35 protein-coding genes are annotated in these 26020 nt (G+C 39.0%); 12 read left to right on the plus strand and 23 right to left on the minus strand.

Going from position 1 to position 26020, the window contains the following annotated elements; translation table 11 throughout:
- Positions 1-9: 9 nt before the first annotated feature.
- The 14 genes from ACWYN3_RS06920 to ACWYN3_RS06985 form a co-directional block, all read right to left on the minus strand.
- On the minus strand, positions 10-1911 hold the full coding sequence (locus ACWYN3_RS06920; RefSeq protein ID WP_456220469.1) for a hypothetical protein: 1902 nt from the start codon (positions 1909-1911) through the stop codon (positions 10-12).
- Between the two features lie 110 nt (positions 1912-2021).
- Positions 2022-2366 carry a hypothetical protein gene (locus ACWYN3_RS06925; protein WP_456220470.1) on the minus strand — a complete coding sequence of 115 codons (345 nt, stop codon included), beginning with the start codon at positions 2364-2366 and terminating at the stop codon, positions 2022-2024.
- Positions 2367-2412: 46 nt separating this feature from the next.
- On the minus strand, positions 2413-2862 hold the full coding sequence (locus tag ACWYN3_RS06930) for a DUF4402 domain-containing protein (protein WP_456220471.1): 450 nt from the start codon (positions 2860-2862) through the stop codon (positions 2413-2415).
- A gap of 82 nt (positions 2863-2944) precedes the next feature.
- On the minus strand, positions 2945-3331 hold the full coding sequence (locus ACWYN3_RS06935; protein WP_456220472.1) for a hypothetical protein: 387 nt from the start codon (positions 3329-3331) through the stop codon (positions 2945-2947).
- Between the two features lie 512 nt (positions 3332-3843).
- Positions 3844-4353, minus strand: a complete 510-nt coding sequence (locus tag ACWYN3_RS06940; protein WP_456220473.1) for a DUF4402 domain-containing protein — start codon at positions 4351-4353, stop codon at positions 3844-3846.
- A gap of 200 nt (positions 4354-4553) precedes the next feature.
- Complete coding sequence (locus tag ACWYN3_RS06945) at positions 4554-4895, minus strand: hypothetical protein (RefSeq protein ID WP_456220474.1); 342 nt, start codon at positions 4893-4895, stop codon at positions 4554-4556.
- A gap of 34 nt (positions 4896-4929) precedes the next feature.
- Positions 4930-5883 carry a PAS domain-containing protein gene (locus ACWYN3_RS06950; RefSeq protein ID WP_456220475.1) on the minus strand — a complete coding sequence of 318 codons (954 nt, stop codon included), beginning with the start codon at positions 5881-5883 and terminating at the stop codon, positions 4930-4932.
- Between the two features lie 190 nt (positions 5884-6073).
- On the minus strand, positions 6074-6496 hold the full coding sequence (locus tag ACWYN3_RS06955; protein WP_456220476.1) for a T9SS type A sorting domain-containing protein: 423 nt from the start codon (positions 6494-6496) through the stop codon (positions 6074-6076).
- Between the two features lies 1 nt (position 6497).
- Entirely contained in the window at positions 6498-8882 is a 2385-nt protein-coding gene (locus tag ACWYN3_RS06960; protein WP_456220477.1) for a hypothetical protein, read from the minus strand.
- 140 nt (positions 8883-9022) lie between these two features.
- Positions 9023-9541 carry a hypothetical protein gene (locus ACWYN3_RS06965; RefSeq protein WP_456220478.1) on the minus strand — a complete coding sequence of 173 codons (519 nt, stop codon included), beginning with the start codon at positions 9539-9541 and terminating at the stop codon, positions 9023-9025.
- A complete protein-coding gene (locus tag ACWYN3_RS06970) occupies positions 9528-11519 on the minus strand; it encodes a beta strand repeat-containing protein (protein ID WP_456220479.1) in 1992 nt (663 codons plus the stop codon). Before ACWYN3_RS06970 ends, ACWYN3_RS06965 begins: the two co-directional genes overlap by 14 nt.
- A gap of 20 nt (positions 11520-11539) precedes the next feature.
- Positions 11540-12067, minus strand: a complete 528-nt coding sequence (locus ACWYN3_RS06975; protein ID WP_456220480.1) for a hypothetical protein — start codon at positions 12065-12067, stop codon at positions 11540-11542.
- Positions 12033-12539 (minus strand): hypothetical protein, encoded by a 507-nt coding sequence (locus ACWYN3_RS06980; protein WP_456220481.1) that lies wholly within the window; start codon positions 12537-12539, stop codon positions 12033-12035. Before ACWYN3_RS06980 ends, ACWYN3_RS06975 begins: the two co-directional genes overlap by 35 nt.
- A 2-nt stretch (positions 12540-12541) precedes the next feature.
- The gene (locus tag ACWYN3_RS06985) at positions 12542-13234 is read right to left on the minus strand and encodes a hypothetical protein (RefSeq protein ID WP_456220482.1); all 693 of its coding nucleotides are present in this window, start codon (positions 13232-13234) and stop codon (positions 12542-12544) included.
- On the opposite strand from ACWYN3_RS06985, the gene ACWYN3_RS06990 reads away from it, so the two are divergent.
- A complete protein-coding gene (locus ACWYN3_RS06990; RefSeq protein WP_456220483.1) occupies positions 13227-13472 on the plus strand; it encodes a hypothetical protein in 246 nt (81 codons plus the stop codon). The two genes, ACWYN3_RS06985 and ACWYN3_RS06990, sit on opposite strands and share 8 nt — an antisense overlap.
- A gap of 60 nt (positions 13473-13532) precedes the next feature.
- On the opposite strand, the gene ACWYN3_RS06995 is transcribed toward ACWYN3_RS06990, so the two are convergent.
- From ACWYN3_RS06995 to ACWYN3_RS07010, 4 genes are all read right to left on the minus strand, one after another.
- On the minus strand, positions 13533-14024 hold the full coding sequence (locus ACWYN3_RS06995; RefSeq protein ID WP_456220484.1) for a PKD domain-containing protein: 492 nt from the start codon (positions 14022-14024) through the stop codon (positions 13533-13535).
- On the minus strand, positions 14017-14520 hold the full coding sequence (locus tag ACWYN3_RS07000) for a LamG-like jellyroll fold domain-containing protein (protein WP_456222918.1): 504 nt from the start codon (positions 14518-14520) through the stop codon (positions 14017-14019). Before ACWYN3_RS07000 ends, ACWYN3_RS06995 begins: the two co-directional genes overlap by 8 nt.
- Positions 14521-14531: 11 nt before the next feature.
- Positions 14532-15665 (minus strand): fibronectin type III domain-containing protein, encoded by a 1134-nt coding sequence (locus ACWYN3_RS07005; protein ID WP_456220485.1) that lies wholly within the window; start codon positions 15663-15665, stop codon positions 14532-14534.
- A 787-nt stretch (positions 15666-16452) separates the two neighbouring features.
- On the minus strand, positions 16453-16599 hold the full coding sequence (locus tag ACWYN3_RS07010) for a hypothetical protein (protein WP_456220486.1): 147 nt from the start codon (positions 16597-16599) through the stop codon (positions 16453-16455).
- 145 nt (positions 16600-16744) lie between these two features.
- Here ACWYN3_RS07010 and ACWYN3_RS07015 point away from each other — a divergent pair, with 145 nt between their 5' ends.
- The 7 genes from ACWYN3_RS07015 to ACWYN3_RS07045 all read left to right on the plus strand — a co-directional run bounded on the left by ACWYN3_RS07015 (position 16745) and on the right by ACWYN3_RS07045 (position 20907).
- Complete coding sequence (locus ACWYN3_RS07015; protein WP_456220487.1) at positions 16745-17380, plus strand: LysE family translocator; 636 nt, start codon at positions 16745-16747, stop codon at positions 17378-17380.
- Between the two features lie 269 nt (positions 17381-17649).
- A complete protein-coding gene (locus tag ACWYN3_RS07020) occupies positions 17650-18063 on the plus strand; it encodes a DUF2306 domain-containing protein (protein WP_456222919.1) in 414 nt (137 codons plus the stop codon).
- A gap of 38 nt (positions 18064-18101) precedes the next feature.
- Positions 18102-18446, plus strand: coding sequence for an MmcQ/YjbR family DNA-binding protein (locus ACWYN3_RS07025; RefSeq protein ID WP_456220488.1), 345 nt, complete (start codon positions 18102-18104; stop codon positions 18444-18446).
- Between the two features lie 13 nt (positions 18447-18459).
- A complete protein-coding gene (locus ACWYN3_RS07030; protein ID WP_456220489.1) occupies positions 18460-18630 on the plus strand; it encodes a hypothetical protein in 171 nt (56 codons plus the stop codon).
- Entirely contained in the window at positions 18591-19079 is a 489-nt protein-coding gene (locus ACWYN3_RS07035; protein ID WP_456220490.1) for a LysE family translocator, read from the plus strand. Before ACWYN3_RS07030 ends, ACWYN3_RS07035 begins: the two co-directional genes overlap by 40 nt.
- 559 nt (positions 19080-19638) lie before the next feature.
- Positions 19639-20250 (plus strand): hypothetical protein, encoded by a 612-nt coding sequence (locus tag ACWYN3_RS07040; protein ID WP_456220491.1) that lies wholly within the window; start codon positions 19639-19641, stop codon positions 20248-20250.
- A gap of 195 nt (positions 20251-20445) precedes the next feature.
- On the plus strand, positions 20446-20907 hold the full coding sequence (locus ACWYN3_RS07045; RefSeq protein ID WP_456220492.1) for a DUF1569 domain-containing protein: 462 nt from the start codon (positions 20446-20448) through the stop codon (positions 20905-20907).
- A gap of 28 nt (positions 20908-20935) precedes the next feature.
- Here the strand turns inward: ACWYN3_RS07045 and ACWYN3_RS07050 are convergent, their stop codons facing one another.
- From ACWYN3_RS07050 to ACWYN3_RS07065, 4 genes are all read right to left on the minus strand, one after another.
- Entirely contained in the window at positions 20936-21820 is an 885-nt protein-coding gene (locus tag ACWYN3_RS07050; RefSeq protein WP_456220493.1) for a PhzF family phenazine biosynthesis protein, read from the minus strand.
- A gap of 227 nt (positions 21821-22047) precedes the next feature.
- Entirely contained in the window at positions 22048-22491 is a 444-nt protein-coding gene (locus ACWYN3_RS07055) for a hypothetical protein (RefSeq protein ID WP_456220494.1), read from the minus strand.
- The gene (locus ACWYN3_RS07060; RefSeq protein ID WP_456220495.1) at positions 22488-23270 is read right to left on the minus strand and encodes an NIPSNAP family protein; all 783 of its coding nucleotides are present in this window, start codon (positions 23268-23270) and stop codon (positions 22488-22490) included. The genes ACWYN3_RS07055 and ACWYN3_RS07060 overlap by 4 nt, the downstream gene beginning before the upstream one ends.
- Before the next feature lie 52 nt (positions 23271-23322).
- Positions 23323-23793 (minus strand): Lrp/AsnC family transcriptional regulator, encoded by a 471-nt coding sequence (locus ACWYN3_RS07065; protein ID WP_456220496.1) that lies wholly within the window; start codon positions 23791-23793, stop codon positions 23323-23325.
- Positions 23794-23884: 91 nt separating this feature from the next.
- Between ACWYN3_RS07065 and ACWYN3_RS07070 the strand changes: the two genes are divergently transcribed.
- The 4 genes from ACWYN3_RS07070 to ACWYN3_RS07085 all read left to right on the plus strand — a co-directional run bounded on the left by ACWYN3_RS07070 (position 23885) and on the right by ACWYN3_RS07085 (position 25393).
- Complete coding sequence (locus ACWYN3_RS07070) at positions 23885-24166, plus strand: alpha/beta fold hydrolase (RefSeq protein ID WP_456220497.1); 282 nt, start codon at positions 23885-23887, stop codon at positions 24164-24166.
- A complete protein-coding gene (locus tag ACWYN3_RS07075) occupies positions 24139-24783 on the plus strand; it encodes an alpha/beta fold hydrolase (protein WP_456220498.1) in 645 nt (214 codons plus the stop codon). Before ACWYN3_RS07070 ends, ACWYN3_RS07075 begins: the two co-directional genes overlap by 28 nt.
- Before the next feature lie 129 nt (positions 24784-24912).
- Positions 24913-25200, plus strand: a complete 288-nt coding sequence (locus ACWYN3_RS07080) for a peptide-methionine (S)-S-oxide reductase (RefSeq protein WP_456220499.1) — start codon at positions 24913-24915, stop codon at positions 25198-25200.
- Positions 25193-25393 carry a peptide-methionine (S)-S-oxide reductase gene (locus ACWYN3_RS07085; protein ID WP_456220500.1) on the plus strand — a complete coding sequence of 67 codons (201 nt, stop codon included), beginning with the start codon at positions 25193-25195 and terminating at the stop codon, positions 25391-25393. Before ACWYN3_RS07080 ends, ACWYN3_RS07085 begins: the two co-directional genes overlap by 8 nt.
- 224 nt (positions 25394-25617) lie before the next feature.
- Here the strand turns inward: ACWYN3_RS07085 and ACWYN3_RS07090 are convergent, their stop codons facing one another.
- Complete coding sequence (locus tag ACWYN3_RS07090; RefSeq protein WP_456220501.1) at positions 25618-26007, minus strand: hypothetical protein; 390 nt, start codon at positions 26005-26007, stop codon at positions 25618-25620.
- Positions 26008-26020: the final 13 nt, after the last annotated feature.

Genomic DNA, 26020 nt, shown 5'->3' on the forward strand with positions numbered 1-26020 from the left:
TTTGTTTTGTCATAAAAACAAACCAGAACGCGTGACTGACTGACCCTTAAGCTTATCATCTATCTTAATCTTTACTCTCCCTGATATTTCGCCCAAAACATGAACGGCAAGCTCGACAGTTTTAATCTTATTGGGATCAATAACAATACTCAGGTTGCGCTTACTTAATCTCCAGGATACATTTTCGAAACTTAAAGTGTCAAGCTCCACCATATAGTTTACATAAGGCTCCAGATCTGTGATACGAAGCGTAGTATCTTTAGTGTTCAAAACAACTCTGCCACTATTGTTACTACGTAGTTTCAGCCCCGCTGCACGCGGTTCATCAGGATCTTTTAAGTTGTTATTATTAAGGTCAAGATACGCAATCAGTGTAATTCCACCTTTACCTACACTAGGTGTGTTTTTGAAATCCAGGTATTTAGTCTTTTTATCATAAGTCAGACTGCCATTTGCAAATTGTAATAGCATAGTTGAATTATTGCTTCTTCGTGCAACCATTCCTGTTTGGGCAAACGAAAAGTCAAAACGAAGACCTAGTTCAAAATTTTCAATCTTGCTGGCTATGTTTTTCTCATAGGATAGTGTCAAAAAACCTCTTTTTAATAATCTGTGCTCAACTAGTTCCTTATATCCGATAAACCGGCTGCTACTATACTCGTACTGGGCTTGTTGAGTAAAGCGATAACTTTTCAAAATCAGTGCCGAAATAGAAAAAGTGCTGTTAATGTAAGTTGGGTTTAGGGCCGAAAATAGGGCATAGGTATTAACGCTGGCATTAATATTCCAGGCTACTCCAGATACCAGCCACTCTGTTGTTGTGTATTTTGTAACAGGTAAAATTATCTGATTGATTGTTAAGCGGGTATATGCAGAAAAGAATTTTCCGCGAAAGGGTGTTGATATAATTGCTCTTCGCTCCTCTGAAAATGTATTGTTTATTGCTGTTTGCCCTTTTGCATACCAGGTATCATTGAGTTCAAACTGTAATCCTGATGGAAGTCTGTAAGTTAATATACCTTTCGTACGTACACCATAAGTATATTCGCCAGATAATAACAGATTTTTGAACAACCTTGCTGATGAATTAATAAAAGGCATTGTAGTACCAGAAGTAACAGAAGAAAGGTATTCAGTACCTCCTCCAATTGTAATACTCCTGGTTAAGCCATAATTGGCACTGATCCGTGAAAATTTGCTTCTGTTGCCATCTTCAACTATACCAGCACTGGCAGTGTATTCAAATTCATCTTTAGGTAGAAAATTAAAAGGGATGCTTATGTTTTGTTCGCTTGAACGTTCTTCTCCGTTGGGGCCATAGAACCTTAGTTTAACGGCAGAATTTCCATAAACCAGGGGTACTTCGAAAGTGTAATAGCCTGAAGCATCAGCACGAACATAGTTTACCAGTGTATTGTTTACATATAATTCAACCGTCCAGTTTGGCTGTGTTGTATTGCTGATAGTATAGCTGCCAAATGAACGCCGGTATGAGGTAGGGGTATTGGTAATTTGTACACCTACAATAGGAGAATAAATTGAGGAGATGGATTGTCCATAGATTTTTCCCGCCATAATTTGTCTTAACAATGGATTGTCATTATTAGCTAAACGCCATAAGTAGTATTGGTTTCTTTCCTGCAGACGTTCTTTGCTATCATAATTTAATGAAACATTAGTCTCTCCACCGGCAATAATGCCTCCCAGGCCTAATACTACACGGGTATTGGTGCCTAATTGCTGATCCTGGGTACTAATGACAGACCAGTCTGCTGTACCAAAGTGAAATGCCGGATAACTCCTTTTAATCAAGGTGTCAGCCTGAACATCTCCTTTCAGATGACTTAAATTATTACGCATTTCTAATTGTCTCATTTCCCTTATAATTGGCAATTCAAGAGCAGTTTGCATCACAACAGATAAATTGCGGAAGCTAAAGACACTATACAATCCAAAAACTTTACCGAAGTAATCTGACTTGAGATATAGATTGTCGCTTGTTTTTATAAGATCTCCGGGGTTTAATTCAATGATTTCTGATGAGACCAGATCCGGTTATTTTTTTGATCTATCAGGTATTTATCAGGCAGGTTGATGAAAAAACCACTGACTGTATCCCTTGTTGAATTGATTACATTGACAATTTTGAGGAAATTAAAAACGTCGGTAACGGGCAGATAAATGGCTTGGCCGCGTACTACAGAGGTGAGCTCCAGCGACCCGATCCGTTGCATGTTTAGAAAAACAGAAACTTCTTCGTCATCCGTTTTCTCCTGTGACAAGCAGGGTGCTGCAGCGGAAAAAAGTACAAGCATAGTCAAAATGATCGCCTTTATGGAGGCTGGCAAATATTGATTTGACTTCATCTTGAGCTGAAACATGATAAAATTTAGTTTATTTGTTTTGGGTATGCTATTGCTGTATGAAAGTCACAGAGAAAGTACCATTGTAAAGGCCGGGAGGGTTAGCAATCGGATTGCCAACGGTCAAAGTTCCGCCAATAGTTAACAACGTACGGCGGCTTGGAGGAGTGCTTGAAATAATAAAGGGTGAGTTAAGGCTCGCGGCTCCAACGTGTAAAACCATTGAGCCCCCGTTGCTGCCGGTCAGGTTAACATCTGGTCCGTTACTAATCGTAACCAATGTTCCAGGTTCTGCATCAATCTCAAAAATTGCGGGTGAAAATGAATAGCCAAGATTTGCCTGAATAACAGTACCGGTAACTGATCTTGAACCATTCGGATAAATGATGACTGATCCTCCGGAGTTTCCCTGAACAAATGCCCCGAAATTTAGTCCCTGTGCGGGGTTGACAAAGATAGCAAGCGGACGGGGAGGCTTTTCCTGTGCGCTGAGTGTCAAACTAAGAAAGGTGAGAAACAAAATAAGAGTTTGATTTATCAGTTTATACCTGAGGATCACCATATTTCTCATTTTCATCTGATTACTTTAACAGTAACTCGCTCTCTGCGAATTTTGCTGATTTGGCATCATCCTGGGCGCTATAAATAACTTGTAATTTGCCCGTATGATAATTGATTTCAGGATGACTATCCAGATTGATCTGGAATTGACGAATGTTATTTGGCGTGTAGACGGCTAAACCATTAACCAGTCCAACCTGCGTCTTAACACCGCTGGCCGAAATGTAGTATACTTTCAGATCTCCGTAAACAGACATATTGCCGCTTCGATAAATATTCATGTTTAACGCAGGGTTTTCATTTGGCTTGATAACCAGATTTAATTCCTTTAGCTGAGTTTGTGTCGTATTCTCTCCAATTCTGACAATAACAGGAACTGAAATACCAAAAACAGCAATCAGTTTCACTGTAATTGAGGTCGTTCCGGGAACTAAATCTTTTTCACCAAGTGGTTTCTCATTGTTAATAGCCCTGAAATATAAATGTGAACGGTATTCCCCTGGTTTAAGGTCGTTTGTTCCGGTTAATTGAACTTTAACAACCTGGGCCTCGTTTGGCGCTAAAAGGACAGTTCTTGGGAAAAACCTGAAGTTCTTATCCGCAAAATACTGACCCGAAATTGTTGATTGATGAGTACAAAATTCCCGTCCTGCTTCATTCTGTAATTGATAACTGAAATTACATATTTGGCGGTGTCTTTGCCTGTGTTGGCTAAGTTGAGTTCCTGTGTTTTTTTTGAGCCTTCAAATAAAATTCTCCTGGGCATAACAAGCAGGTTCCCCTGAGCATTAACGGCCGAAATAGAGATTAAATTAAAAAGCGTTATAGCGAAAAGAGTGCAAAACACTTTTTTCGCTAACAATACTTTTTCCGGTACATCTGTTTTATGAAGATATATCATTCAGGTTTACTTAAGTTATTAGTTGTAGTTTACAGTAACACTAAATGGTGTTGCAGAAGTATAGTCACCCGCAACCTGGCTGCCGGTAACGTTTAAAGTTGCTCCGACATTAAGTGTTTGTGATCCGGATGCTAATGTTCCCGTTACTGAAGGTGTGCTTGTGAATGTGCTGACAGTCATAGTGTTGGCACCACTTGCAATGGTAAGTGCAGCAGACGGAAGCGTAATTGCATAGGTGTAAGAACCTGAGCCCGAAACTGTAAATGAGGCTGCTGTAACGGTTCCGCTTGTTGCCGGAATAGTTACCCCGCCGGTGGAAGTCCTTGTTCCCGCAGGTGTCAGAACAACCGTTCCGGCTGTTGCAGAAACTGCAACGTTTCCAAAACTCATGTCAGTAACTTTTGATATACTGATTGGGGTTACAATTGTTGCTGATGCATTGGCTGTTGTGGTAGCTTGGGCAGATGCTTCAGACACTGAAAGTGACAGCGCAATTGCCGCGATTGCGAAGGTGAATAAGGTTTTCATATTAGTTTATTATTTATGTAAGTTAATTAAAATTTATGGATACTTATGTCATATTGTTTAATATATTTGTTTACTTATATACAGAGTGATTGTTTGAAAATAAAATATATAATTAAAGTAATCAAATTTCTTTCCTGGTAAAATTTAATTAAAAAGGTTTGTTTTTTTATTTATAGGCTTATATGTTTTAATTGAACGTATTACATACTGAATTTGGCAAAATTTGAATTTTGTGCTTTATTAACAATTTCTCTGATACCATCATCAAGATCCGTGGTTGATTTGCTTAAATAGTTTAGGATATTTTGCTGGGATCCGGTTATAAATTCTTCCTCTTTTAATAGATCCACCAGACCAATTATCTTGGCAAGAGAGTCCCTGATTTTATGTGATTGTGTCCAGGCTATTTCCTGCAGCTGTTCAGTTTGTTTTTTAACCTGTAGAATATTCTTTTTATAGGCAGTAATATCACGGTAGGTACCTATAGCCCTGGTTGCCTTACCTGTTTCGTCTCTAAGAAATATACCCCGGTAGTGAATCATTGCAATTTCCCTGTTTGCTTTAAGAAAGCGATACTCAGAATGCAAGACTTCTGTTGCCGGGTTTTTTCACTGCATCATTTAGTTCTTTTAAAGCTCTGTCTCTATCTTCCGGATAAATATTATCTGACCACAATGTATTATTGTATATACCCAGATCATATCCGAAGATCTCATGAAATCCCAGACTCCAGTCGACAATATCATTCTCAATGTCCCAGTCACATATCGCCTCATCTGCAGCTTTGAGCATGAGTTTATATCTTTCGTTGCTAATGCGGAGTTCGTTATTTTTATTGACCAGCTCTGTAACATCAGTTGAGTTGGTTACGATACCCAGTATAGCTGGATTTTCAAGCATATTTGTCGCTGTAGTAGTTAACCATTTCCATTCGTTATGACCATCCAAAAAGCGGAAAGGTTCAATTTGAATGCGATGTACATCATGAAGCATGTTCATATTCTTGATAACTCTTTCCTGATCATCCAGATGTATAAAATTATAAGCTGTTTTGCCTATCATTTTATCCGGATGAATATCTAAAAGTGTGATGCAGCTTTCACTAAGAAATTTGTATTTGCCTTCCATATCAATTACGGATGTTAAATCAGATCCACCCTGTACAAGCGCTTTGAACCGTGTTTCACTAAGCAGCAGATCCTCCTCACATTTATCAGCTGCTTGCTGACGTTGTAATTGTTCCGTTATATCTGTTGCGATTACCAATCCGGTTAATCTTCCATTTGATTCAAATACACTGTTCTTGAGCTCAACTGTAATAACATCGCCATTCTTTTTGATATGTTTGAAGTTATTTTCCTTTCCGATTTCTTTAATGCTCATATTCAGGAAATCTTCTCTGGAATAACCATAATCTTTTATAGCAGCTTCATTAACTTCAAGAAAAAATAATGTTTCCATATCATAGACCCACATGGGTTGCGGGCTGAGTTGAAAGATGTTTTTGTAAATATTATTCCGAAAATCCATAAGCTGATCTCAATTAGGTGGTTGTAATTATATGAAGCTTATTATTAAATGATTGAATGTCATTTGTTGTATATTAAATATACCTCATTTAATGTTAAACTAACGCATTTTGTTTATTTATTTTTACCTTTTATTGAACGAAAATATCTCTCTCTATACGGTCTGTTTATTTTGATTTTTAGTATCGTTTTTATTGATTGTTGAAAAATATTTTCTTTGAGTGAACGCTGCTGGAAGTGATGAAGCTTACAACATACACAGCGCCTGCCGCACTAATGTTTATTTCATAAGTCCCGTTTCCATTAGCCTTTTGACGTGAGAGCACTTGTCCAATCATATTTGTTATAATCAGATCTCCCTGCTGTTCTTTTTCCAGTGCTATTTTGACCATGATTGCCCTGTCGGCTGTGTAGACCTGAAAAATATCAGTGCTTGAAATAGGGGTAACTATTGTTCTGGCTGGGCCAAAACGTAATGAAAAACGGTTTTCATAATTACCTGAATTTAGAGAAAGGCCAATTTTCGTGTTTTCTTGCAGCATCTGGTCGGTACCATTTTTATCATCATGCAGATATGCTTGTAAATCTGCCGGCAAGTTTTCAATATTTCTCATGTTAAAATTGATGACACCATTTTTGTCTGTCTGCAATACCAGTGGGGATTACTGTATTTATATCTATTGCAGGTAGTGCGTTAATTGCCAATTTGGTCGCATCACTGCCTATAGAATATAGATTTGGAACCTGATCATTGGTATTCATCAGCTTAATGGCATCCAGTTTATTGTCAAACACAGGAGCAGCATCATCCTGGGTGTAAATAACCAGTGGATCAGAAGAATCTGGAAGATCAGAAAAGCCTGCACTTAATCTCAGCAGTATACGTGGTTTTCCGGTTAAAGTTTTTAAATCGGAAGATTTATGGAAAACCGGATTCAGGTTGTTGACCCTGACTGCATTATTAACCGAAAGGGTTGCTGTCACAGGATAAGCGCCATTACTTACATGCACAAAGAAACCCTGCATAGATGCAATAATATTATTTGCAATACCATCACTGGAGACTCCATTGATATAGCTGCAATAGGAGCCTGTGTACTGACTGGTTGTGCCGGAGTCGAAAAAATATATGGCATTATCTATATTTGTTTTTATCCAGCAGGTAGTAGCGGCAGTCCAGTCAATAGGAGATGGGTAGGGGTTTCCTATCAGGTTGAACCCTAAAGTAAACGGTTGATTAGTATTGTATAATGTTGTAGTAAGAGAACCATTACTGGCTGTTCCAGTGATACTGACCAGTTTTTGTGCTGTTGTTGATCCAAAATCGGCAGCATAGCCCTGTAAAGGATTCAGCGGGTTCGAGGAAGTTGTGTAGGCTGTCCAGCCCGAACTAACTTTGTTCTCTATGTAAGTATAGAAATTAGGAAAGGTTGCAACCAGATCAACAGTGCTTGAAAAGGCATTTACTGTGGCATCCTGGAAAGGAGAGCTGAAGTATTTATAACCAAAACCTGCAGCCAGATAACGTTGCATGGTTAAATTTCCGGTCACACTTCCAGTGCCACTGCCATCGATCAGTGCGGTCTGTAGCGCAGTAGAAAGGAGAGTCAGGTAACCGCCGGAGTTCAGTTGTCCATTTGCTGCTAGCACAATACCACTGATGATATTCAAAGAACCGTTTAAATTTACTCCGGCGGAATTATTAACTGTAAGGTTTTTAATGGTGTTTCCGGTAAAAGCAGAAGCAGGTATAGCCTGAGCTGTACTGCCATTCATTTCTATGGTTCCGTTTGTCGCAGTAAGAACACCAGTATTGGTGACGCTGCCACCTGTTCTCAAAGTCGTATTTATAGTTAATGATCCTGCGGCAGCTACTGTGATATTGTTTGCTACAGTTATTGCTCCGGTAAGTCCGGTAACTGTACTCATTGTACCTGCTGTTATGGAAAGACTTCCGTTTATAGCCAGTGAGTTGCCTTGATTTATTGTTAATACTAGTCCCGCATTGTTAAGGACAAGATTATTTGCTGCCGCATTAATTACATCAACATTAATTACATTAGCACCTGTAAGGTTTATATTATCCGAAGCAATGGGAACCCCATCAGGGCTCCAGTTATTTGCGTCACCCCAATTATTGGTGCCGGCACCACCATCCCAGGTTTTGTAGGTGTATACGGTTATATTGGTTGTCGTTGTATAAATTGAGCAGCCTCCTGCTGCGGCTATCGTATAAGTAACGACATAAGATCCATCTGTGCTTGCACCTAAATTGACATCGCCAGTGGCTGTATTGATTGATAATCCTGCCGTAGAGCTATATATGCCGCCCTGTGTGCCTGAGGAAGTTACGGATGCTGTTCCGGTTGTTGATAGGTAAGGGCTCCCTATGTATGATATCGTGGCAAGGGGTGCTTTTGTTACGGTAATATTTGCTGATGTAATATATATCCCGCAGGTTCCGGAAGCGGCAACTGTATAAGTTACAGTATATGTTCCTGCAGTACTTGAGGAAAGATCAATATTCCCTGTAGATGCATCAATAGTAAGACCAGGAGTAGAAGAGAAATTACCGCCGGTAGTTCCTGTAAGTGTCACTGTGGGTGTACCGGCAGAGGTGCAATAAGGTGATAATGTATAACTGATCGATGTCGATGTACCTGCAACAAAAACTTCTCCTATGGCAAAATCTCCAAATGTAGTAATGCCAGTTGCAGTTGTATTGGTTGCATTAGCGGCGGTCACTGCTGGTACTGACCATGCAGATCCATTATAAGCACCTATTTTAAAAGCAGAAGCGGAAGCTCCGGCATCAATATCAGCTGCTTTGAAGTTTAAGGTCGCTGCAAAGTTTGTAAATGCTATCCCGCTGTTAGTCAGGGTCCAGTATCTGTTTACACTTTTGGCCTGGTTTATTGTGGAAGTACTGATTGCGGGATGGTCACCTGGCGTAGTAAAAGCTACGAGATCACCGGCACTGCTTACATTAGAAAAAACCAATGTTAGTGGTGTGTAATTGGAATTGTCACCAATTTCATATGCTTTTGTGGTTGCGCCCGTACTAATATTTTTCCTCAGGTTACCAAATACCCAGCCTGTATTTTGTGCAGCACCTGAAACTGTTCCTGAGGCTGATTGGGTTAACTGGTTACTTCCGGTATTGATATCCCCGCAGTAAAGTTTAATATGCCATTCACACTGGCATTGTTCAGCAGGGTAGTAATACCTGCAGATTTATTGAGCGTCAGATTGCTGAATACACCGGTAGAAATTGTTTGGTTTCCTGTTCCGTTAATAATGAAAGTTGAGGTACCCGGGTCCATTGTCCCATTATTCATGATGTTGCCACCAATAGAATCCAGATAAGAACTTGCATGGAAAACTGCATTACTTGAAATGGTGAAATTATTTGAAAGATGCCAGTTTGAAGATGGTGTAATTCCTGAAGCATTAGTGTTGGAAATCACAACGTCATGCAATCCTGTTGGAGCACCAGATAAGGTCATTGCTCCGGCACCGCCAAATACTACCGTGCCGGTACTTGAAAATATGCTGCCCAGGTTAACTGCTGCTGTAGTAGTGGGGATGAAATTTAGTGTGCCGTTGCTGGTTATGGTACCTGTATTGTTAACTGCACCTAGAATGTTATGGGTAGACATGCCGCCATAAAAATGATGCTCCCGGCCCAACTGCTAATGCATAAACTATAGTCCAGCCGACACTTGGATATACACCACCAGTGTTATTGATATTCAGAAAACCAAACTGAGGAACCGAAGTTGAGTTTAGGACTGGTGAGACAGTACCATTAAAATTTACGGTCAGGACAAAAGTAGTTACGGCATTAATTAAACTCAGAGTTTGCAGCCTCAGACCAGTAAATGTAGCAGTCCCGCTGGTATTTAATATTCCCATATTCACCAGATCACCATTAACTGTGGTAAATATGCCTGTTCCGGACGAAATAGAGCCGGAAGCTGTAACCGTAAGCAGGTCATTGTAGGTGATGTTTGCTAGCTGAGTATAGACGCCAGAAATTGTGACCTTGCTAAAAGTCGTATTACCAGTTATCGTCTTTGATGCACCGGTCAGTAATACAGTGCTTGTTCCCGAGGTGAAAGTGCCGCTATTAGTCCAGTTACCATTTAGTGTAATCGTCTGAGCTCCTGCATCCAGGCTTGCTCCGGTTTCAATAGTCAGGTCTCCGCCTACATTAATTGCTGAACTAATGCTTTTTGCTCCTGCATTACGGAAAATAAGGCTTCCAAATGTAATTCCTGGTACTGACAGCGCCTGTGTTACTGCTCCATTGTATATGGTTGTACTTGCCGGCGAAAAATTATAGGTGGTAAAATTGCCCGGCGTATTATTGGCTCCGATAATCAGTGTTCCTGCTGCCTGTATAGTCGCCACTCCACCTGATGAAGTCCTGTTGCTGGTGTATGTGCCAATATCCAGTGTGCCTGATGTTATAGTCAGGTTGTTTTGTATACCCATATTCCCTGTTAGCACGGCCGATATACCAACTGGCTTATTAATCGTAATATTATTGAATACAGTGGCCGAGATTGTTTGGGTGGCGGGGCCATTAAAGGTGATGCTCCCTCCGCTAGCGGTATATGTTCCGTTGTTATCCCAGTTTCCTCCAACATTGAGGATGCTGTTGTTTTTGAAGATAGCGCCAGATGAGAGTGTTACATTTTCTGAAACTGTTAAAGTTGAGAGATTGTCAAGTTCACCTGCCGGAATTGTCAGATTACCAGCAGCAGTAATAGCACTGTTAATGACGGCCAGACCCGATCCTTTATTAATGTTTAGATTATAATAAGAAACCGGGCCTATCGTTTGATTAGCTATCCCGTCATAACCTACTGTCCCTGTTCCCGGCGTAAATGTTCCGCTGGTATAGTTGAAATTCTGATAAATATTCATTGTTCCTGCGCCTGTGAAGACAATACTGGCATCGGCTGATTGTGTGAGTGAACCCATGATATTCACAGTACCTGTGCCTATGTTCAGATTGATTTTATGACCAGTATTCCCATCACTTAATCCAAGATCTCCATTGATTGTTATATTTTGATTATTGGCGTTGATGTTATGACTTGCAGCTCCAGCCCAGGTTCCCTGGATAGCCCCCGTAGTCAAAGAGCCACCTGTTGCCATGGTAAGGTTAACAGCCTGAACACTGCCGAAAACTATATTTTTAACCGTTACTGCTGTACTTATAGTCGGTTGGTTGGTGAAAGCTGCGGTACCAAGATTAACGATATCAGTGGCGGCGGGTGGTCTTGACGCAGATCCTTGCTGCACTGTCCAGTTTGCTGCTGTGTTCCAGTCTGTGCTGACACTACCATTCCATCTGACTACATTTGAATTATCTGAAAGTGTCCAGCGGTTGGTTATATTACCCAATAGGATCTGTTCAACATAATTTGCGCTGGCATCATTGTTTATTTTTCCTGCTGAATTCCATGTAGTGCCATTATAATTCCATAACGCCATTGTGGATTCATTATTTCCATTAAGCTCATTGTCTTCGTAATGCAGGCGGAGAGTTGCAACATAAGTTCCCGAAGGCACAGTGATGTTATAGAGTCTGCTTATCGAACCTCCAAAAGGGAAATCTGAAATCACCCCTTTGGTGACATTAACCGTTACACTGGGACTCCTAAAACTACAGTAAAGGTGACGGTGTTATTTGGGCTTTCAAAAGCATAGGCAACACCCAGAGAGAAAGCGTGAGTGCGTGTAATTGTTCCTAGAATAATGCCGTTTCCAGTTCTTGTGGTCGTTATGGTTAAAGTATTGGTACCAGTGAAGACTGTACCTAAAGTCATATTTATTGTAGCTACAGAAACGTTGTTTTGTAGTATTATCGCCGTAGCAGCAGTTGTATTATTAATGGTCAGGATATTAAAAGTGGTTGCGCCGATAATATTGGAAGTAGCGGTTCCGGTGAATAATATGGTACTTGTACCAGCGGTGAATGTTCCGTTATTAACCCAGTCTGCATAAAGCGTATGTGTAAATGCTCCTGGTAAGAAGGTGGTTCCGCTGCCAATAGTGAAATTGTTGTTTACAGTGAATGCTGCTGCTGCGGTTTTATTGCCTCCGGTCGAAAGGTTAAGATTATTATAGGTTATGCCATTAATAGTCTGTGTCTGTGCTCCGCTGCATGCCATTAAAATTCACCGTATTGGGCAGAGAGGTTGTTACATCTAAAGTTCCGGCAGTAAGCGTTAGTGCATTCGCCACGCCTAATGTTGAGTTGGCCGTTAACTGGAGCGCGGTTCCATTAATAGTCACGTTAAAAAGATTTGCTATACCACTCAGTGAAGAAGTGCCGGTAAATGTCGCAGTTCCGGCCGTGGCAGTAAGGCTTCCGCTAACATTAAGACTTGATGCTATAGAAAAATTAGCGGAAGTGGTAATTGATCCTGTGGCAGATAAAATATAAAGGTTAATCGTGCCGGCACCTGAAATAGATTTGGTGGTTCCACTCATTGTGAATGTTCCTCCGCTGGCAGAAAAACTTCCTGCTACAATCAGGTTCCCGGTCAGATTCAGGGTAGCGGACGTAGTGACTGTACCACTGACATTAAGATTATCCGGTGAAATTCCGGTTCCGCTGATAGTTGTGCCGGTTCCACTCATTATTAAGGTACCGCCAGAGCCTGGGTGAATGCGCCTGGTCCTGTCGTAGCTAGATTTCCTGTTAATGTGATTGTGCTGTTTGCAAGTGTTATGGAAGAGGCTGCAATAGTAAGGTTGTTGAAGTTTTGAGTGCCTGTACCTCCAATAGAGCTTCCTGTGCCTGTAAAGATGATTGTACTTGTATTTCCTGTAAATATTCCATTGTTAGTCCAGTTACCACCAATTGAATGTGTAAAGCTCCCTGCAAGAAATGTAGTTGATGCTGCAAGTAGAATATTACCGCTTACTGTAATATTTGATGCTGCTGTAAAGGAAACCGATGTACCGGAACCTAACGCAGTAGTTAGATTGCCAATTACGGTTAGGGCAGTTCCGGGGAATGTTTTTGTAGCTGCTCCGCTTGAACTGCTTAAAGTCAGGTTGCCGTAAGTCTGATTGGAGACCGTCTGATTGGTTCCTGAATATTCAACTGTACTGGCTACTACCAGGGTATTTGTAATGTAATTAACAGGAAATGTATTTGTACTGCCTATTTTAAGTGTTGAATTATTAGAAACGGATAAATTACCTCCTGTGGCAGTCCTGTTAGCTGTAAAAGCACCCAGGTCAAATGTTCCTGCTGATACAGAAAGGTTCCCGCTTATATTTGCGTTTGCAAGCAGGGTTACAGTGTTGCTGGTATTGGAGATGACCAAGTTATTGAAAGTAGTCGCAAAGCTTCCTCCAATAGATTGTGCTGTTGTGCCATTGAAGGTTACAGCCGAAGTTCCGGCAGTCAGCGCGGTTAAAGAAACGTTGTTTACCCAATTTCCGGCAATAGTGATATTAAAGTTGTTGGTCGTTAAGGTTCCGGAGGTTAATGTTAATGTATTAGCTATAGTGATGCCGGAGGGTAATAAAAGTCCATTTGTATTGGTTAGAGTCAGATTATAAAATTGAGATATCCCTGTGAAGGTCTGCTGTCCTGAAGTTCCATTGAAGTTAATAGTGCCACTATTGGTGACTGTACCGCTGTTTTAATGTCCCTGCAATATTCAGTATTCCTCCTGTTGCAGTGGTTAGTGTGGCGCCGGTATTGATTGTCAGGTTATTACAGGTTGCTGTGGTAATTACTGATGGCATTCTTGTGGCGCCAGCAGTAATAATTACATTAGTTGTTGATGTTGGCAATATTCCAGAGCACCAGTTACTAGGGTTTGCCCAGTCAGTACTTACATTTCCCGTCCATTGGCCGGCACTACCCGTAGAAGTAACATTGGTATAAGCAATCGAGGGAGTGGCGCAGCCCGGACTGTTTACCTGGAGGGTATAAACCCCTGCGTTGACAGGAGTGTAAGTAAGTGTTGGATTTTGTAGTGCAGAAGTGAAACCATTTGGGCCATTCCATGAATAGGTTGCACCGCTTATTGTAGTTGCTGTAAGGCTGAGGGTGCTCCCGGCACATACAGGTGAATTGTTTCCTGCTCCATCCGGAGAATTATACAATACAGAAACTTCTGCAGCTGTCAGCTCTCTGTGATAAATAAATTACAGCATCGTCTAATGTTCCGCTAAAATAATAGCTTGATGGTTCATTTGGCCAGGTAGATAAATCAGAATAACCAATTCTCCAGTAACCTGTAGTAGTTTCTCCACTGGTTACCGTCGGGTCACTTGTGATCAGGCTTCCGTCAATGTATAATTTAAGTCCGCTGGCTCCAATGGTACTGGTTGCCATATGCCATGCCCCATCATTATATGAAAGCGTACTGCTTACATACTTTTTGACTGCTCCGGGTGCAGTTGCAAGATAGATAATGCCGGTACTGGTCATGTAAATAAAGCGATCTCTGCTTCCGCCAAGTCCAGTTTGAAGACTTGAAAACCCGAGCAGTGCACCACCTACGTTAGTTGTAGTTTTAAACCAGACAGATGTACTTGTGGAAGTTGGGTTTATGTAAGCGTTAACAGTTGATATATATTGACTTGTTCCATTAAACAGGTAAGCTTTTCCTACGTTGTTAAAGCGGTCTGTTGTTGTAGTGGGACTGGACTGCCTTGAAGCAGGCCGTTGTTGTTTCCTGTGGCATCACTGGCATTTCCTTCAAATTTATAGTATGAAATGAGACTTGTTGCAGGTAGCTGGGAAATATTAGGCCCTGTACATGCGGCTATATTACTTCCGCTGAGTGCTGTACTAAGTCCGCCTTCCGTTACGGCAAATACTCTCCAGTAATAAGTTGTACCTGCAGTTAATCCAGACTGTACCGAAGTAATAGCTGCTGCTGCCGTCTGGCTGACAAATGTGTAGTTTATGCCATCAGTTGATCGATAGATCACAAATCCGGTTTCGTTTGTGGAATTATCTGTCCAGTTTAATGTCATGGACGTACCGCTGACACTGGTGAAAGTTAAACCAGTCGGGGCGATTGGAATAGGAGGAGTAAATCTGTAAGTTGTTCCTGATGCTGGTTTTGATATTACATTTTGCTCTGCTGTTGAACTGACGCCTGTTCCTGCGTTGTTGATGGAAAGGAAATTGCCTGACCCTGTCGCTGTCGCAGAAATTCCTATGGAGGCTGATGTCAGGGTTGCGATTGAAATCTCCGGTCTGTAGATAAATTCGACCCTTCCTGTACTTTCATAAAGGTTAACCTGGAAAGAAATTGTGCTTCCAAGATTTTGATAATTCCATTTGATATTTAAATACTGGATGGTAAAGATCCGGCTTCCTGTAGTACCAGTTGTTTTATAAGTCACATTTGAAGCTGATACAGTATTAAGATCATCCCATAATGGTGCGATGACCGGACGAGTCCCGGAACCTGAAAGATTATTTGTGTAATTATCCTGAATAGTTGATCCGAAAGTTAGCCATCCATTGGTAGAGGAAGATATTGTCGTATATCTTGTACCCATATACCAGAAATCAAATCCGATCGGAATTGCGCTGATCGTACCATCATCAGTTGTGCCAGTAGTAAGTCCCGGCGTGGTTGCACCAGACAGGGCTGTAAATGTTCCGGCGGTATTGGTTACAGCATAGTTCGTTATCACTTGTGCAGTGGCTTGCTGTCTCCAGGAGATGAGCAAAATGCATACAAGTATATTTACATATAAGGCAGTAGAAGCAAGCTTTGTCTTCATACAGTTGGTATTTGGTAGATAAGAGCTTTATTAGCTTAGTGGAGAAGAGAAAGATTAGGTTGCAAAAAAAAACAGGATGGGAAGGAAGGCGCGTGTGTCTAAGTGGATTAACTATTATGATTTTAATTTTCTTACTATTAATTAATTTATGAAAATTAAATTTTTTATGATGAGAAATGAATATGGCAGTAGTATAGAATTATATTTTATAAGATGGATATAAAGTAAGTGAATGTTCTTTAATAAGCGTTTTTATTGGAATCTAAATGTAGTCTTAATAGTTGTAAGTTACTTATTTTATTTAGATAAATAGGAATAACATTGAATTTAAATTTCTTATAAAAAATTGAATTTTACTAAATGTATATTAAAATGATGTATTATTCTATCTATATAGAGTCTTTTAAAATGGTTGTTTTGATTTTTAAATTTGTGTTTTTTTATGGAGAAAAAGATAAACAATAGTTGAGAAAAATAAAAATTTGTTCATGATCGAAATTAATTCGACAGTGTATTTTAATTTATAATTAAATTATTTAGACCATGTGTTTTGAGTATAGTGTTTTTTTTGCCGATTGATTGAAATTTGCAAATACCGGATTGATATCTGTAAACTTGTGTTTATTATCCAAATTACCTTTGATCTATCACATTATAGTAAAATGGAAAACAAAAATAAGATAGCTTTATTAACTTATTTTGTACCAGTTGCATTCAGGGCGTAAGTAACACCAATCAGGAAGGAGAATAGTAAGGTGAATTCCGTCACCTCCCAATGTGAGGTAACCTATACCGTAATTTGTGCTGGATTTTCTTCCCGATCCTTTAAATTCAGTGACAGCATCAAATTTGACTTCTTCAATAGCATTAAGGTCATCCCAGGAATAGCGTATGGCGTTTTTGTGATATGATCTATACTTAAACTGAATGCCATTCTGGTCTGATCAACAGGTATTAAGTGAATGATGATGCTTTTTATGTGCAAGGGTGTTCGTTTGAAAGATAATTTGTTTTAATATGGCTAATGATGTAAATTAATCCCGTATTTAAATATTAATTAAGAAAAGTATATTATTCTAATGATTGCACAAAAAGATCTTCTGATTTTCCTGATAGCAGCTGTTGCTCTGGCTATTACTCCTGGGCCAAATATGATTTACCTGATCTCACGATCTATCACTCAAGGAAAAAGAGCAGGCTTGGTTTCGCTTCTGGGGGTAATGTGTGGATTTTTATTTCATATTACGATGGTGGCTTTCGGGCTTACAGCTGTTTTATTAACAGTACCATTTTTATTTACTGTATTGAAAACTTCAGGTGCAGTTTATTTGCTATATCTTGCCTGGCAAGCGTTACAGCCAGGTAGTGCAGGTGTTTTTGCTGTACAGCGTAATTTATCTGAAGATCCGCCTGTCAAGCTGTTCACTATGGGGTTTTTGACTAACCTGCTGAATCCTAAAATGGCTGTTTTTTATCTTTCGCTTTTTCCACAGTTTATCAGACCTGAGGCAGGACATATCGTAGCCCAATGTTTTCAGTTGGGTCTAATTCAGATGCTGGTTAGTGCGATGCTAAATTTTACGGTTATTCAGATCGCTGCTAAAGCTGCAATATGGTTTAATGCTAATCCGCTATGGGTAAGGGTGCAAAAGTGGGTGATGGCGAGTGTACTAGTCTCTCTTGCTGCCAAAATGTTATTGACCAGAGCGAAATAGTTGGTGCTACCTTACAAAGTGGAGCGATCAATTACTATCCGGCAGGCATCTTTGAAGAAATAAAGATGTTAATATGAAAAAGAAAATATTATGGGGGATATTTATATTCCTTTCAGTAATTATCGGATTGTATCCCTTAAAATATTACTGGTTAAAGACTGATATTGAACTTATAGGGACTATCTGATTTAGTTCTGGAAGAGATTATACGAAACTATATATTTTATATTCATATCACCCTGGGGGGAATTGCACTGCTCGTTGGCTGGATACAATTCAGTTCAAAATACCGGAACAGGTATAAGATTTTACACCGCCAAATTGGAAAACTTTATGTGATATCAGTCCTGTTGAGTTCTGTTTCCGGTCTGTATATTGCTTTGTATGCCAATGGAGGTTTTATTGCCCGCTCAGGATTTTTTTGCCTTGCAGTAGTTTGGTTCTATACCACTTTCATGGCTTATACAAGTATAAGGAATAAACAATTGGTAAGACATCAAAAGATGATGATTTTTAGCTATGCGGCCTGTTTTGCTGCTGTAACCTTAAGATTATGGCTTCCTCTTCTTATTGTAACCTTAGGTGACTTTAGAACAGCTTATATGATTGTTGCCTGGTGGGCATGGGTACCTAATCTTGTTGTTGCTGCTTTAATTATAAGAAGGCTGCCTGCAAATTCATAGCTTATTTTTCGGATGAATCATTATATTTGAATTTACATATGAACATAGAAGAATTACGCGATTATTGTCTTTCAAAACCCGGATCAACTGAAGGGCTTCCTTTTGGAGAGGATACGCTTGTATTCAAAGTAGGTGAGAAAATATTTTTGCTCGTAGGCCTTAACCAGGGAAACCGGTTCAACGCCAAATGTGATCCTGAACGTGCTGTTGCATTACGTGAGCAGTATGAAGAAATAATACCAGGTTATCATATGAATAAAAAACACTGGAATACCGTTTATATGGATGGACGTTTAACTTTAAAACAGTTACATGAGCTTATAGATCACTCTTATGAATTGATACTTAACAGCTTGCCAAAAAAAATGTTACCGATAAAATAGTAAATTCGATCCTATGACGGGAATTCTTCATTTCGAAACTTTCTTACTTACCGGAATACTATTAAACATCACTCCGGGAAATGATACCATATTTATTTTATCGCGCAGTATAGCACAAGGCAGAGAGCAGGTATTGTATCCGCTTTGGGAATTGGAACTGGTACGCTGGTACATACACTTTTAGCTGCATTCGGACTTTCCCTCATTATTTCCGAATCTATATTATTGTTTAACATTATCAAGTATGCTGGTGCTGCATATATAATTTATATTGGATTGAGAATGTTATTTGGCAAATCTCAGTTGAACACAGATATTTTAACAGCCAATGAATCAGCAAACTATTTCAAAATCTATAGAGATGGTATTATTACCAATGTTTTAAATCCTAAGGTAGCTTTGTTTTTTATTGCTTTCTTGCCTCAATTTATTGACCCTGGTTTAAAGAATACTATATTGCCTTTTCTCACGCTTGGTTTAACGTTTATAACTACAGGTACGCTTTGGTGTCTGATCTTAGCGGTTTTCGCTTCTGCGCTTTTTATTAAGCTTAAAAACAACAAAAGAATTTCCGATTACATTAATAAATTTTGTGGCATCACACTTGTAGGTCTGGTATTAAAGTCGCATTGACGAAGAGGAATTAAGTTAAGGACTTAATGGGGTTTTGATAATTTTACACTGGAAATGAGAAAAATACTATCCATATTGCTGTTGCTCCTATACACTACTGCCAGTTTTGGTTTGAGTGTAAGACAGTTTTATTGTTGTGGACAGTTGAGATCAGTATCGTTTAACCTTCAACAAGGTATAAATGTAAAAAAAACAACAAAGACGGATGCTGTAAAAATCAATTTAATAATTTAAAAGTAAAGGATACACATATTCTTTCAGCTCAATCCGGTAGTTCTGCGAAGTATTTTGCTAACCTGTTTCTCCCGAACAACCTTGTTGTTTTCTATTTAAGTCAGGTTTCTGCTATTCATGAGCATATAGTTGTTGCTAATCCAGCAAATGCACCGCCATTACATGGCGACATTCCGGTTTATATTTTTAACTGTACCTACAGAATTTGAGGATGTTATCCACGAGTATTTTTAAGCACTATTTCCTGGTGTCTTTAACTTTTATTACTTACGTTACTAAGTAATAAAATGAATTAATTTTCTATTCATATATAAAATTCAAAAAAATGAAGACTTTAAAATTTTCTATAATCTTGCTTGCCTTATTTTTATCAAAAACATTTGCCCAGGCAACAGCTTTTAATGCAGAACCAATCAATTCTAAAAGTGGTATATATCTGACTGCCTCCGATTATAAACTCAATCAATTACATCTGGCTGGTGACCAGTCAACAAATAATAAATTTCGTTTAAATGATTTCTTTGGTGGAAAAATACTAATCCTTAGTCATAAGGGAGAGGGGTATAGATTTTTAAAAGATAGTATCTACGGATATAGGGATAAAGATGGCAGTGATTATAGGTTTTATAAAAATCACAGTACAAAATATAAAATACTGGAAAATGGCAGAATAGTTATTTATGAAATGCAGCAGCCAGGTAATAAACAAACGGATTTTAAACCCGTGGTTAGTAGTTATTATTTTAGTGATGGGGCAGCAGAAGGGGACGTTTACAGGCTTTCATTAGACAACCTTAAAAGAACGTTTAAAGATCAACCCGCATTTGATACTATAGATGCTAATTTTCAAAATGATTATGAGCTTATAAAATATGATAACTATCATCATATATTTCGGATCAATCGTGTCTTAGCCAACTTATCGCAAAAGCTGTAAATAGATTTTATGGCATCAGGACAATTTCTTAAATACTCGCAAGAATTTATCCTGATGTCTATATTTTAGTAATTATGTCGTAAATGCGCCTTAATATTGGCCTGAGCAGGATCGTTTTTTTTAATGCTTTTCTATCAACTTTGTTTTAAATGAATTAAAAAAATAATGATCATGCAAATGATAAATAAATCAGTGATGAACTCAAGTGTACACCAATTGGTTAACACCTCTAATCGTAGGAATCTGGAGAAATTGTTCCTGGAACTGAAGGCTGACGCAACACCACTTTGGGGGAAAATGAAGCCGCAACAAATGGTTGAGCACCTGATTGATCAGGTACAATATACCAATGGTAAGAAAGAACCATTTTGTGAGGTGTCATTAGAAGAAGCCCAACTAGCCAGGCAAGCAAATATATATACCGATCTGGAAATACCAAAGAATGTAATATTTGGAGATATTCCTGATCAGCTGATCTATCCGGATTTAAGCAATGCTATTAGTCAGTTGATGATTGAACTAAGAGATTTCGATGCGTATTTTAAGAAACCAGGAACTACTGCTATACATGGTGCATTCGGTCCTATGAATTATGATGAATGGATAATTTGGCATTCCAGGCATTTTAAACATCATTTAAAACAATTTGGACTTTAAAATTTCAGTAATTACAGACCGATTTTGATTAAAGATAAAGAACCCCCTCCATAACTATTACAGAAGAGCCGCTTACCCAAATCCCTTCATCTTCGACTTGTACATGGATAGAAGAGTGGTGTTTGACTTCGGCACCCTGAAGAATCTTATATTTCTCCTGCTTCTTAATAAACCCAAGCTTTTCAAGATACCCTGTTAATGGTCCGGCTGCCGTTCCAGTAGCAGGGTCTTCATCAATACCAATTCCAGGATTGAAAAATCGTGCTTCCGCTAAATATTCCGGGTGCTTATGTGCTGTAGTGAAGAGATAAAAACCCTCAAAGCCGTATTCTTCAGAGATTTCTTTTAAAAGGTGTTTATTAGGCTGGGCATTTTTAAGTCTGTCAATATTACTTATTGGTACCATGAGATGCTGAACTTCAGTTTTTGCAATACAGATTTCCCAGCCGTTAAGTTCAAAATCTTCTGTATGGAGTCCCAACGCTTCTGTAAGAATTGAAGAAGGCAGGCTTTTGAAAAGCTGTACAGGCTTCTGTTTCATCGCAACATATGGAAGACCAGAAATATAACTTACTACTATCGGAATTTTATAATCCCTGATCATCACCCAGGTTTCATTTCCCTGATTTTTGAATATATCCCATTCTTTTAGCAGCGCAAGGCATACCGCACCTAAGAGATTGTGTCCGGCTCCTTCAACTTCAAATCCGGCAGGAGTAAACGAACGAACCTTAAAAGCATTTTCATCTTTTGAATAGTGCACAAATGAAGTTTCCGAATAGCCAAATTCTCTTGATATCGCATGATACTGATCCATTGTTAGGGGTTCATCACATTGAACAACTGATAGCTGGTTTCCCGTATATTTCTGGTCCGTAAAGACATCCAGTACATAGTAATCAAGTTTTTTCATCTTTTTTTAGATTTAAGCGGAGCAATTATCTCAAAGTTACAGGAGAATAGTTTATTGTCAGTATGGGTTTACTTTGAGTAACTGGTTACCTTAACGTTACCGGTAATCCATTTAAAGATTAGAAGGAAGCCAGCTCTTATTAAACTGTCTGGCTTGCAGACCAAGATATCCCCAGTTTATGGTCAATAGATTATCTCCATGATTTCCAGTAGCATAGTTATCTATGATCAGACAGAAACATAGGAGAATTCGGCATTACATGCCTCACTTGCAGTGATTCGGTATTCATCTCCTTCCAGTAAGGTAATCATTCCCTTTTCCCACCAGGCAACCTGTTCATCATTCTTATAAATAGAATATTTCCTGCCCCGATGTCCATATATATCGTAAACATCTGTAGCAATCTGACAACTGTAGTGTGATCTTATATAGGATACTGTCCGGAAGAAGGAAATGAGACCATCAGCAAAGGTGATCTCATAATTTGCTTTAAACAAATGGAATCGCTTATTTATTTTCGCCTTTAAAACATCGCTATTTGCATTAAAAACCAATATTTCTGCCATGAACTGAATTGGCTGTCTGGATACGGTATACTTTAATGCTCCATTTACAGAGATACGGTGTTGATCACCTATTGAAAGTTTCTTTTGTTGAATATCTATAATCACACCTGCGAATATGATGTTGGAACCAAAAAGGTGTTACTGATTTTAGAAATCGTATTTGCATATTGGGGATCTGCTACTAATGTTTTCCATTCAGGGTCAGCTACGAAAGCAGACCATCCTTTGTTACGTTCTTCGATACTGTTACATGTGATCATATAAGTAAGACGAGGTTGTTTGTCGCCGGCAATCACTTCGCCACAGAATACGGGATTCAATTTAGCCCTGTTAAAAATAGGAAACTCTCCGTCATGGAACATTTTAATTTTTCTTCTTACGGCATCTTCACTGTGGCCTTCATACGTTCTTAATTCAAATATTCTGGATTTACCTGACGGGACAACTAATGCAGGAAAACCATCAAAAGCAATCATCAAAGAAGAGGCAAAGCGGTTGTATACGGCTTTATCAGCCGGTATGCTGTTATATGCTGCGCTATTTTTAATATAATCTGCGTCCGCTTTTACTTTTGCGTTGATGGAAAGGTAGTTGTCAAGAGAAGAATAGGGCGTCAGTAAATAAAATTTAGCTGGTTCTGATGGACTCCATTCCTTGAAGACGCCAACTGTTTTTACTCCGTATTTATTCAGCGCAGGAATAAGTGCTGTCTTAAAATAATTTTCCAGTTGTCCCTGATCGGAACCAAAGCGTATTTCATATTCACGCCATTCGTAAACTTCCTTTTGTGTTAGATACTTATCACCCGCAATAGCTGGGTTGATAGTTAGGGCTATACCTGCAGTAGCCACAAACGAAGATTGGAGGAATTTCCTGCGTTGCATATTGATTATGATTTAGTATGTAAATTGATCCGTGTAATAATTATAAGGAAAATCAATCTTTTCTGCAAAAAATAATAGGCTTAGACTCTAGTGGTGCAGACAAAACAGAAAAAGTAGTAGTTTTTCCAAACTTTCCAAACTGATCCAGTTTCAGGTTCAACTCATGAGTTGATCTGACCATCAAACTCACAAAAAAGCAATATTCGCCTGTAGTATGAACAACATCTGTGATACCATCCATTTTTTGAATTTCTTTAAGAAAAGGATTAATATTTATGTGCGGCAATTGTACGGCTACCATCACTTTTTGCAAATAATTTAATTGCAAAAAGTCGATGGTAGCCGTAAATCCTTTAATTATTCCTTCATCCTGCATTCGCCTGATCCTTTCGGCAACAGCAGGAGCAGTAAGACCAACTTTCCTTCCAATCTCAGCATTGCTCATTCTTGCGTCGAACTGTAATTCATTTAGTATTGCATAGTGTAGTTCATCTGTCTTCATCATCATAAAATTGAAAAACATCGATTCGAAAGTTTTTAGGATATATTCCTTGGAAACGAAAGCTAAACTAATCAATTATAGCATGACCTTTAATTAAAATAAACAATTGGACATGACTGATCAGAAAAATGCAGAATTCAAACATGGTATGGCTTTAATTGACAGTTCTTTGCGTATCCATTATGTGGATGCCGGGAGCGGTGAAAAGACCATTGTACTCTTACATGGTTTTCCGCAAACATGGTGGGAGTGGAGATTCATAATTCCTGAATTAGTTAACGCAGGTTTTAGGGTTATAGCACCAGAGCAGACTACCGGGGTGCTGGCGATTCCTGGCGTCCTGCTACTGGTTATGATAAACGTACTATGGCAGGTGATATTCACAAGGTTTTAAAGGAACATCTTAAAATCAAAGGACCTGTGATTATGGCCGGACATGATATTGGTCTTATGGTAGCTTACGCTTATGCACAACAGTATAGAGAAGATGTGTCTCACCTGATTGTCGTTGATGCACCTTTACCCGGTACATTGGCTTTTGATCAAATACGTACTGACCATCGGGTTTGGCATTTTGCATTTCATGCAGTACGTGATTTACCAGAATTACTAATTGCAGGACGAGAGCGGGAATATCTTCAGGCATTCTTCAACTACCGGATATTTAATGTTGGCGCAATAACAAAGGATGATATTGATATATTCACAGCTGCATATTCGGCCCCTGGTGCTGTCCGGGCAGGACTGGAAGTGTATCGCGCCTTTGATAAGGATGTAAATGACAACAGAGAGAGCCTTCAAAAAAAAGGAAAGCTTTCTATACCTGTTTTAGCTATTGGAGGTGAGATCAGTACAAGTGGCTCTCTGATGAACGAGATGATGAGTGAAGTTGCAGACCATGTTATTACACTACGAATACCTAATACAGCGCATTGGGTTGTTGAAGAGAACCCTGAAGTATTTTGTTTAGAAGTTTTGAAATTCCTGGAGCTTCCTGTTCCTGTGACCTAGATTTTCTTCTTTTTTGAAAACAAAATTTGTTTGATCCTATATTGTATTGAAATGATAAAGATTATTTTTTTTCTTCATTACCTTTATTGAAATAAAAAGAAAATTATATGAATACTGAAAGAGCCATTCTTGCTGGCGGTTGTTTTTTGGGGAGTAGAAGAACTTATACGACATTATCCAGGAGTTATTTCAACGGTGGTTGGATACACAGGGGGGGACGTTCCCAATGCAACTTACCAGAATCATGGGACACATGCCGAAGCTATAGAGATCGTATTTGATCCGTCAAAATTATCATCATACCGTGGATTACTTGAATATTTTTTCCAGATTCATGACCCCACAACACGTAACAGACAGGGTAATGATGTCGGTACTTCTTATCGTTCCGCCATTTTTTTTTTTTTTTATGGATGAAACACAGCGCGAAACTGCGAAGACTTTAATCGCAGAAATGGATGCATCAGGCATATGGCCCGGACAAATTATAACTGAAATAGTTCCGGTAACTGATTTTTGGAATGCCGAAGAGGAGCACCAGAATTATTTGCAGAAGCAGCCATACGGATATACTTGCCATTTTGAAAGACCTGATTGGAAACTAGCTTAGTTGTAATTAATCCAGATTTTTGTTTAAAACAATTTTTCATTTATGGCACGAGTATTTATTACTGGTTCATCAGATGGACTAGGACAATTAGCTGCGAAATTACTGACGATTTGCGAACAGTTCAGTGGTGTCCATTTCCCATAATATTTTTTGATATGGACTAGTTTGAAACGAGCCATAATGCTATATAGTTGTATTATGGCTCGTAAAAGCAAATCTTAAAATTAGTTCATCTTAACAACCTTGTCCAGCTCAATTGCTGAAACTTCAATCAAATCCGGGCCTGATTCTAATGGATAGCCATCAACTTTCTTACCTGTTATAATAACCTTTTTGCCAGCAAATTTATTAAGGTTTATCTTTTTTCCTGCCTTCAGGGCAAAAGTAATTTCCTCTTGATTTGGATTACCAGATAAAGACTTTCCTTTCAATAGATGCGTGCCGTACTGATAACTGCTCATTTTTTTTTTTTGAAGCATGCCAGCCCAATATGACTTAGCTGATTTAGTATGGCTCATTTTTGACTTTTGAGGTGTGGTCTTCTTTTGAGCAAATGAATTACTGGAAGAAAGGCAGATTAAAACTGTAGCTGATAATACTAATAGGTACTTCATAAGATTGAAATTT

The organism is Pedobacter sp. NJ-S-72, from assembly GCF_053890575.1.

Coding starts and splice junctions, on each gene's coding strand:
- ACWYN3_RS06920 (WP_456220469.1), bottom strand. CDS start 1,911: ATGCAAACTGCTCTTGAATTGCCAATTATAAGGGAAATGAGACAATTA.
- ACWYN3_RS06925 (WP_456220470.1), bottom strand. CDS start 2,366: ATGAAGTCAAATCAATATTTGCCAGCCTCCATAAAGGCGATCATTTTG.
- ACWYN3_RS06940 (WP_456220473.1), bottom strand. CDS start 4,353: ATGAAAACCTTATTCACCTTCGCAATCGCGGCAATTGCGCTGTCACTT.
- ACWYN3_RS06945 (WP_456220474.1), bottom strand. CDS start 4,895: ATGATTCACTACCGGGGTATATTTCTTAGAGACGAAACAGGTAAGGCA.
- ACWYN3_RS06950 (WP_456220475.1), bottom strand. CDS start 5,883: ATGGATTTTCGGAATAATATTTACAAAAACATCTTTCAACTCAGCCCG.
- ACWYN3_RS06955 (WP_456220476.1), bottom strand. CDS start 6,496: ATGAGAAATATTGAAAACTTGCCGGCAGATTTACAAGCATATCTGCAT.
- ACWYN3_RS06965 (WP_456220478.1), bottom strand. CDS start 9,541: ATGTCTACCCATAACATTCTAGGTGCAGTTAACAATACAGGTACCATA.
- ACWYN3_RS06975 (WP_456220480.1), bottom strand. CDS start 12,067: ATGGCATGCAGCGGAGCACAGACACAGACTATTAATGGCATAACCTAT.
- ACWYN3_RS06980 (WP_456220481.1), bottom strand. CDS start 12,539: ATGAGTGGAACCGGCACAACTATCAGCGGAACCGGAATTTCACCGGAT.
- ACWYN3_RS06990 (WP_456220483.1), top strand. CDS start 13,227: ATGACCAAGTTATTGAAAGTAGTCGCAAAGCTTCCTCCAATAGATTGT.
- ACWYN3_RS07005 (WP_456220485.1), bottom strand. CDS start 15,665: ATGAAGACAAAGCTTGCTTCTACTGCCTTATATGTAAATATACTTGTA.
- ACWYN3_RS07010 (WP_456220486.1), bottom strand. CDS start 16,599: ATGGCATTCAGTTTAAGTATAGATCATATCACAAAAACGCCATACGCT.
- ACWYN3_RS07015 (WP_456220487.1), top strand. CDS start 16,745: ATGATTGCACAAAAAGATCTTCTGATTTTCCTGATAGCAGCTGTTGCT.
- ACWYN3_RS07025 (WP_456220488.1), top strand. CDS start 18,102: ATGAACATAGAAGAATTACGCGATTATTGTCTTTCAAAACCCGGATCA.
- ACWYN3_RS07030 (WP_456220489.1), top strand. CDS start 18,460: ATGACGGGAATTCTTCATTTCGAAACTTTCTTACTTACCGGAATACTA.
- ACWYN3_RS07040 (WP_456220491.1), top strand. CDS start 19,639: ATGAAGACTTTAAAATTTTCTATAATCTTGCTTGCCTTATTTTTATCA.
- ACWYN3_RS07045 (WP_456220492.1), top strand. CDS start 20,446: ATGAACTCAAGTGTACACCAATTGGTTAACACCTCTAATCGTAGGAAT.
- ACWYN3_RS07050 (WP_456220493.1), bottom strand. CDS start 21,820: ATGAAAAAACTTGATTACTATGTACTGGATGTCTTTACGGACCAGAAA.
- ACWYN3_RS07060 (WP_456220495.1), bottom strand. CDS start 23,270: ATGCAACGCAGGAAATTCCTCCAATCTTCGTTTGTGGCTACTGCAGGT.
- ACWYN3_RS07065 (WP_456220496.1), bottom strand. CDS start 23,793: ATGTTTTTCAATTTTATGATGATGAAGACAGATGAACTACACTATGCA.
- ACWYN3_RS07070 (WP_456220497.1), top strand. CDS start 23,885: ATGACTGATCAGAAAAATGCAGAATTCAAACATGGTATGGCTTTAATT.
- ACWYN3_RS07075 (WP_456220498.1), top strand. CDS start 24,139: ATGGCAGGTGATATTCACAAGGTTTTAAAGGAACATCTTAAAATCAAA.
- ACWYN3_RS07085 (WP_456220500.1), top strand. CDS start 25,193: ATGGATGAAACACAGCGCGAAACTGCGAAGACTTTAATCGCAGAAATG.
- ACWYN3_RS07090 (WP_456220501.1), bottom strand. CDS start 26,007: ATGAAGTACCTATTAGTATTATCAGCTACAGTTTTAATCTGCCTTTCT.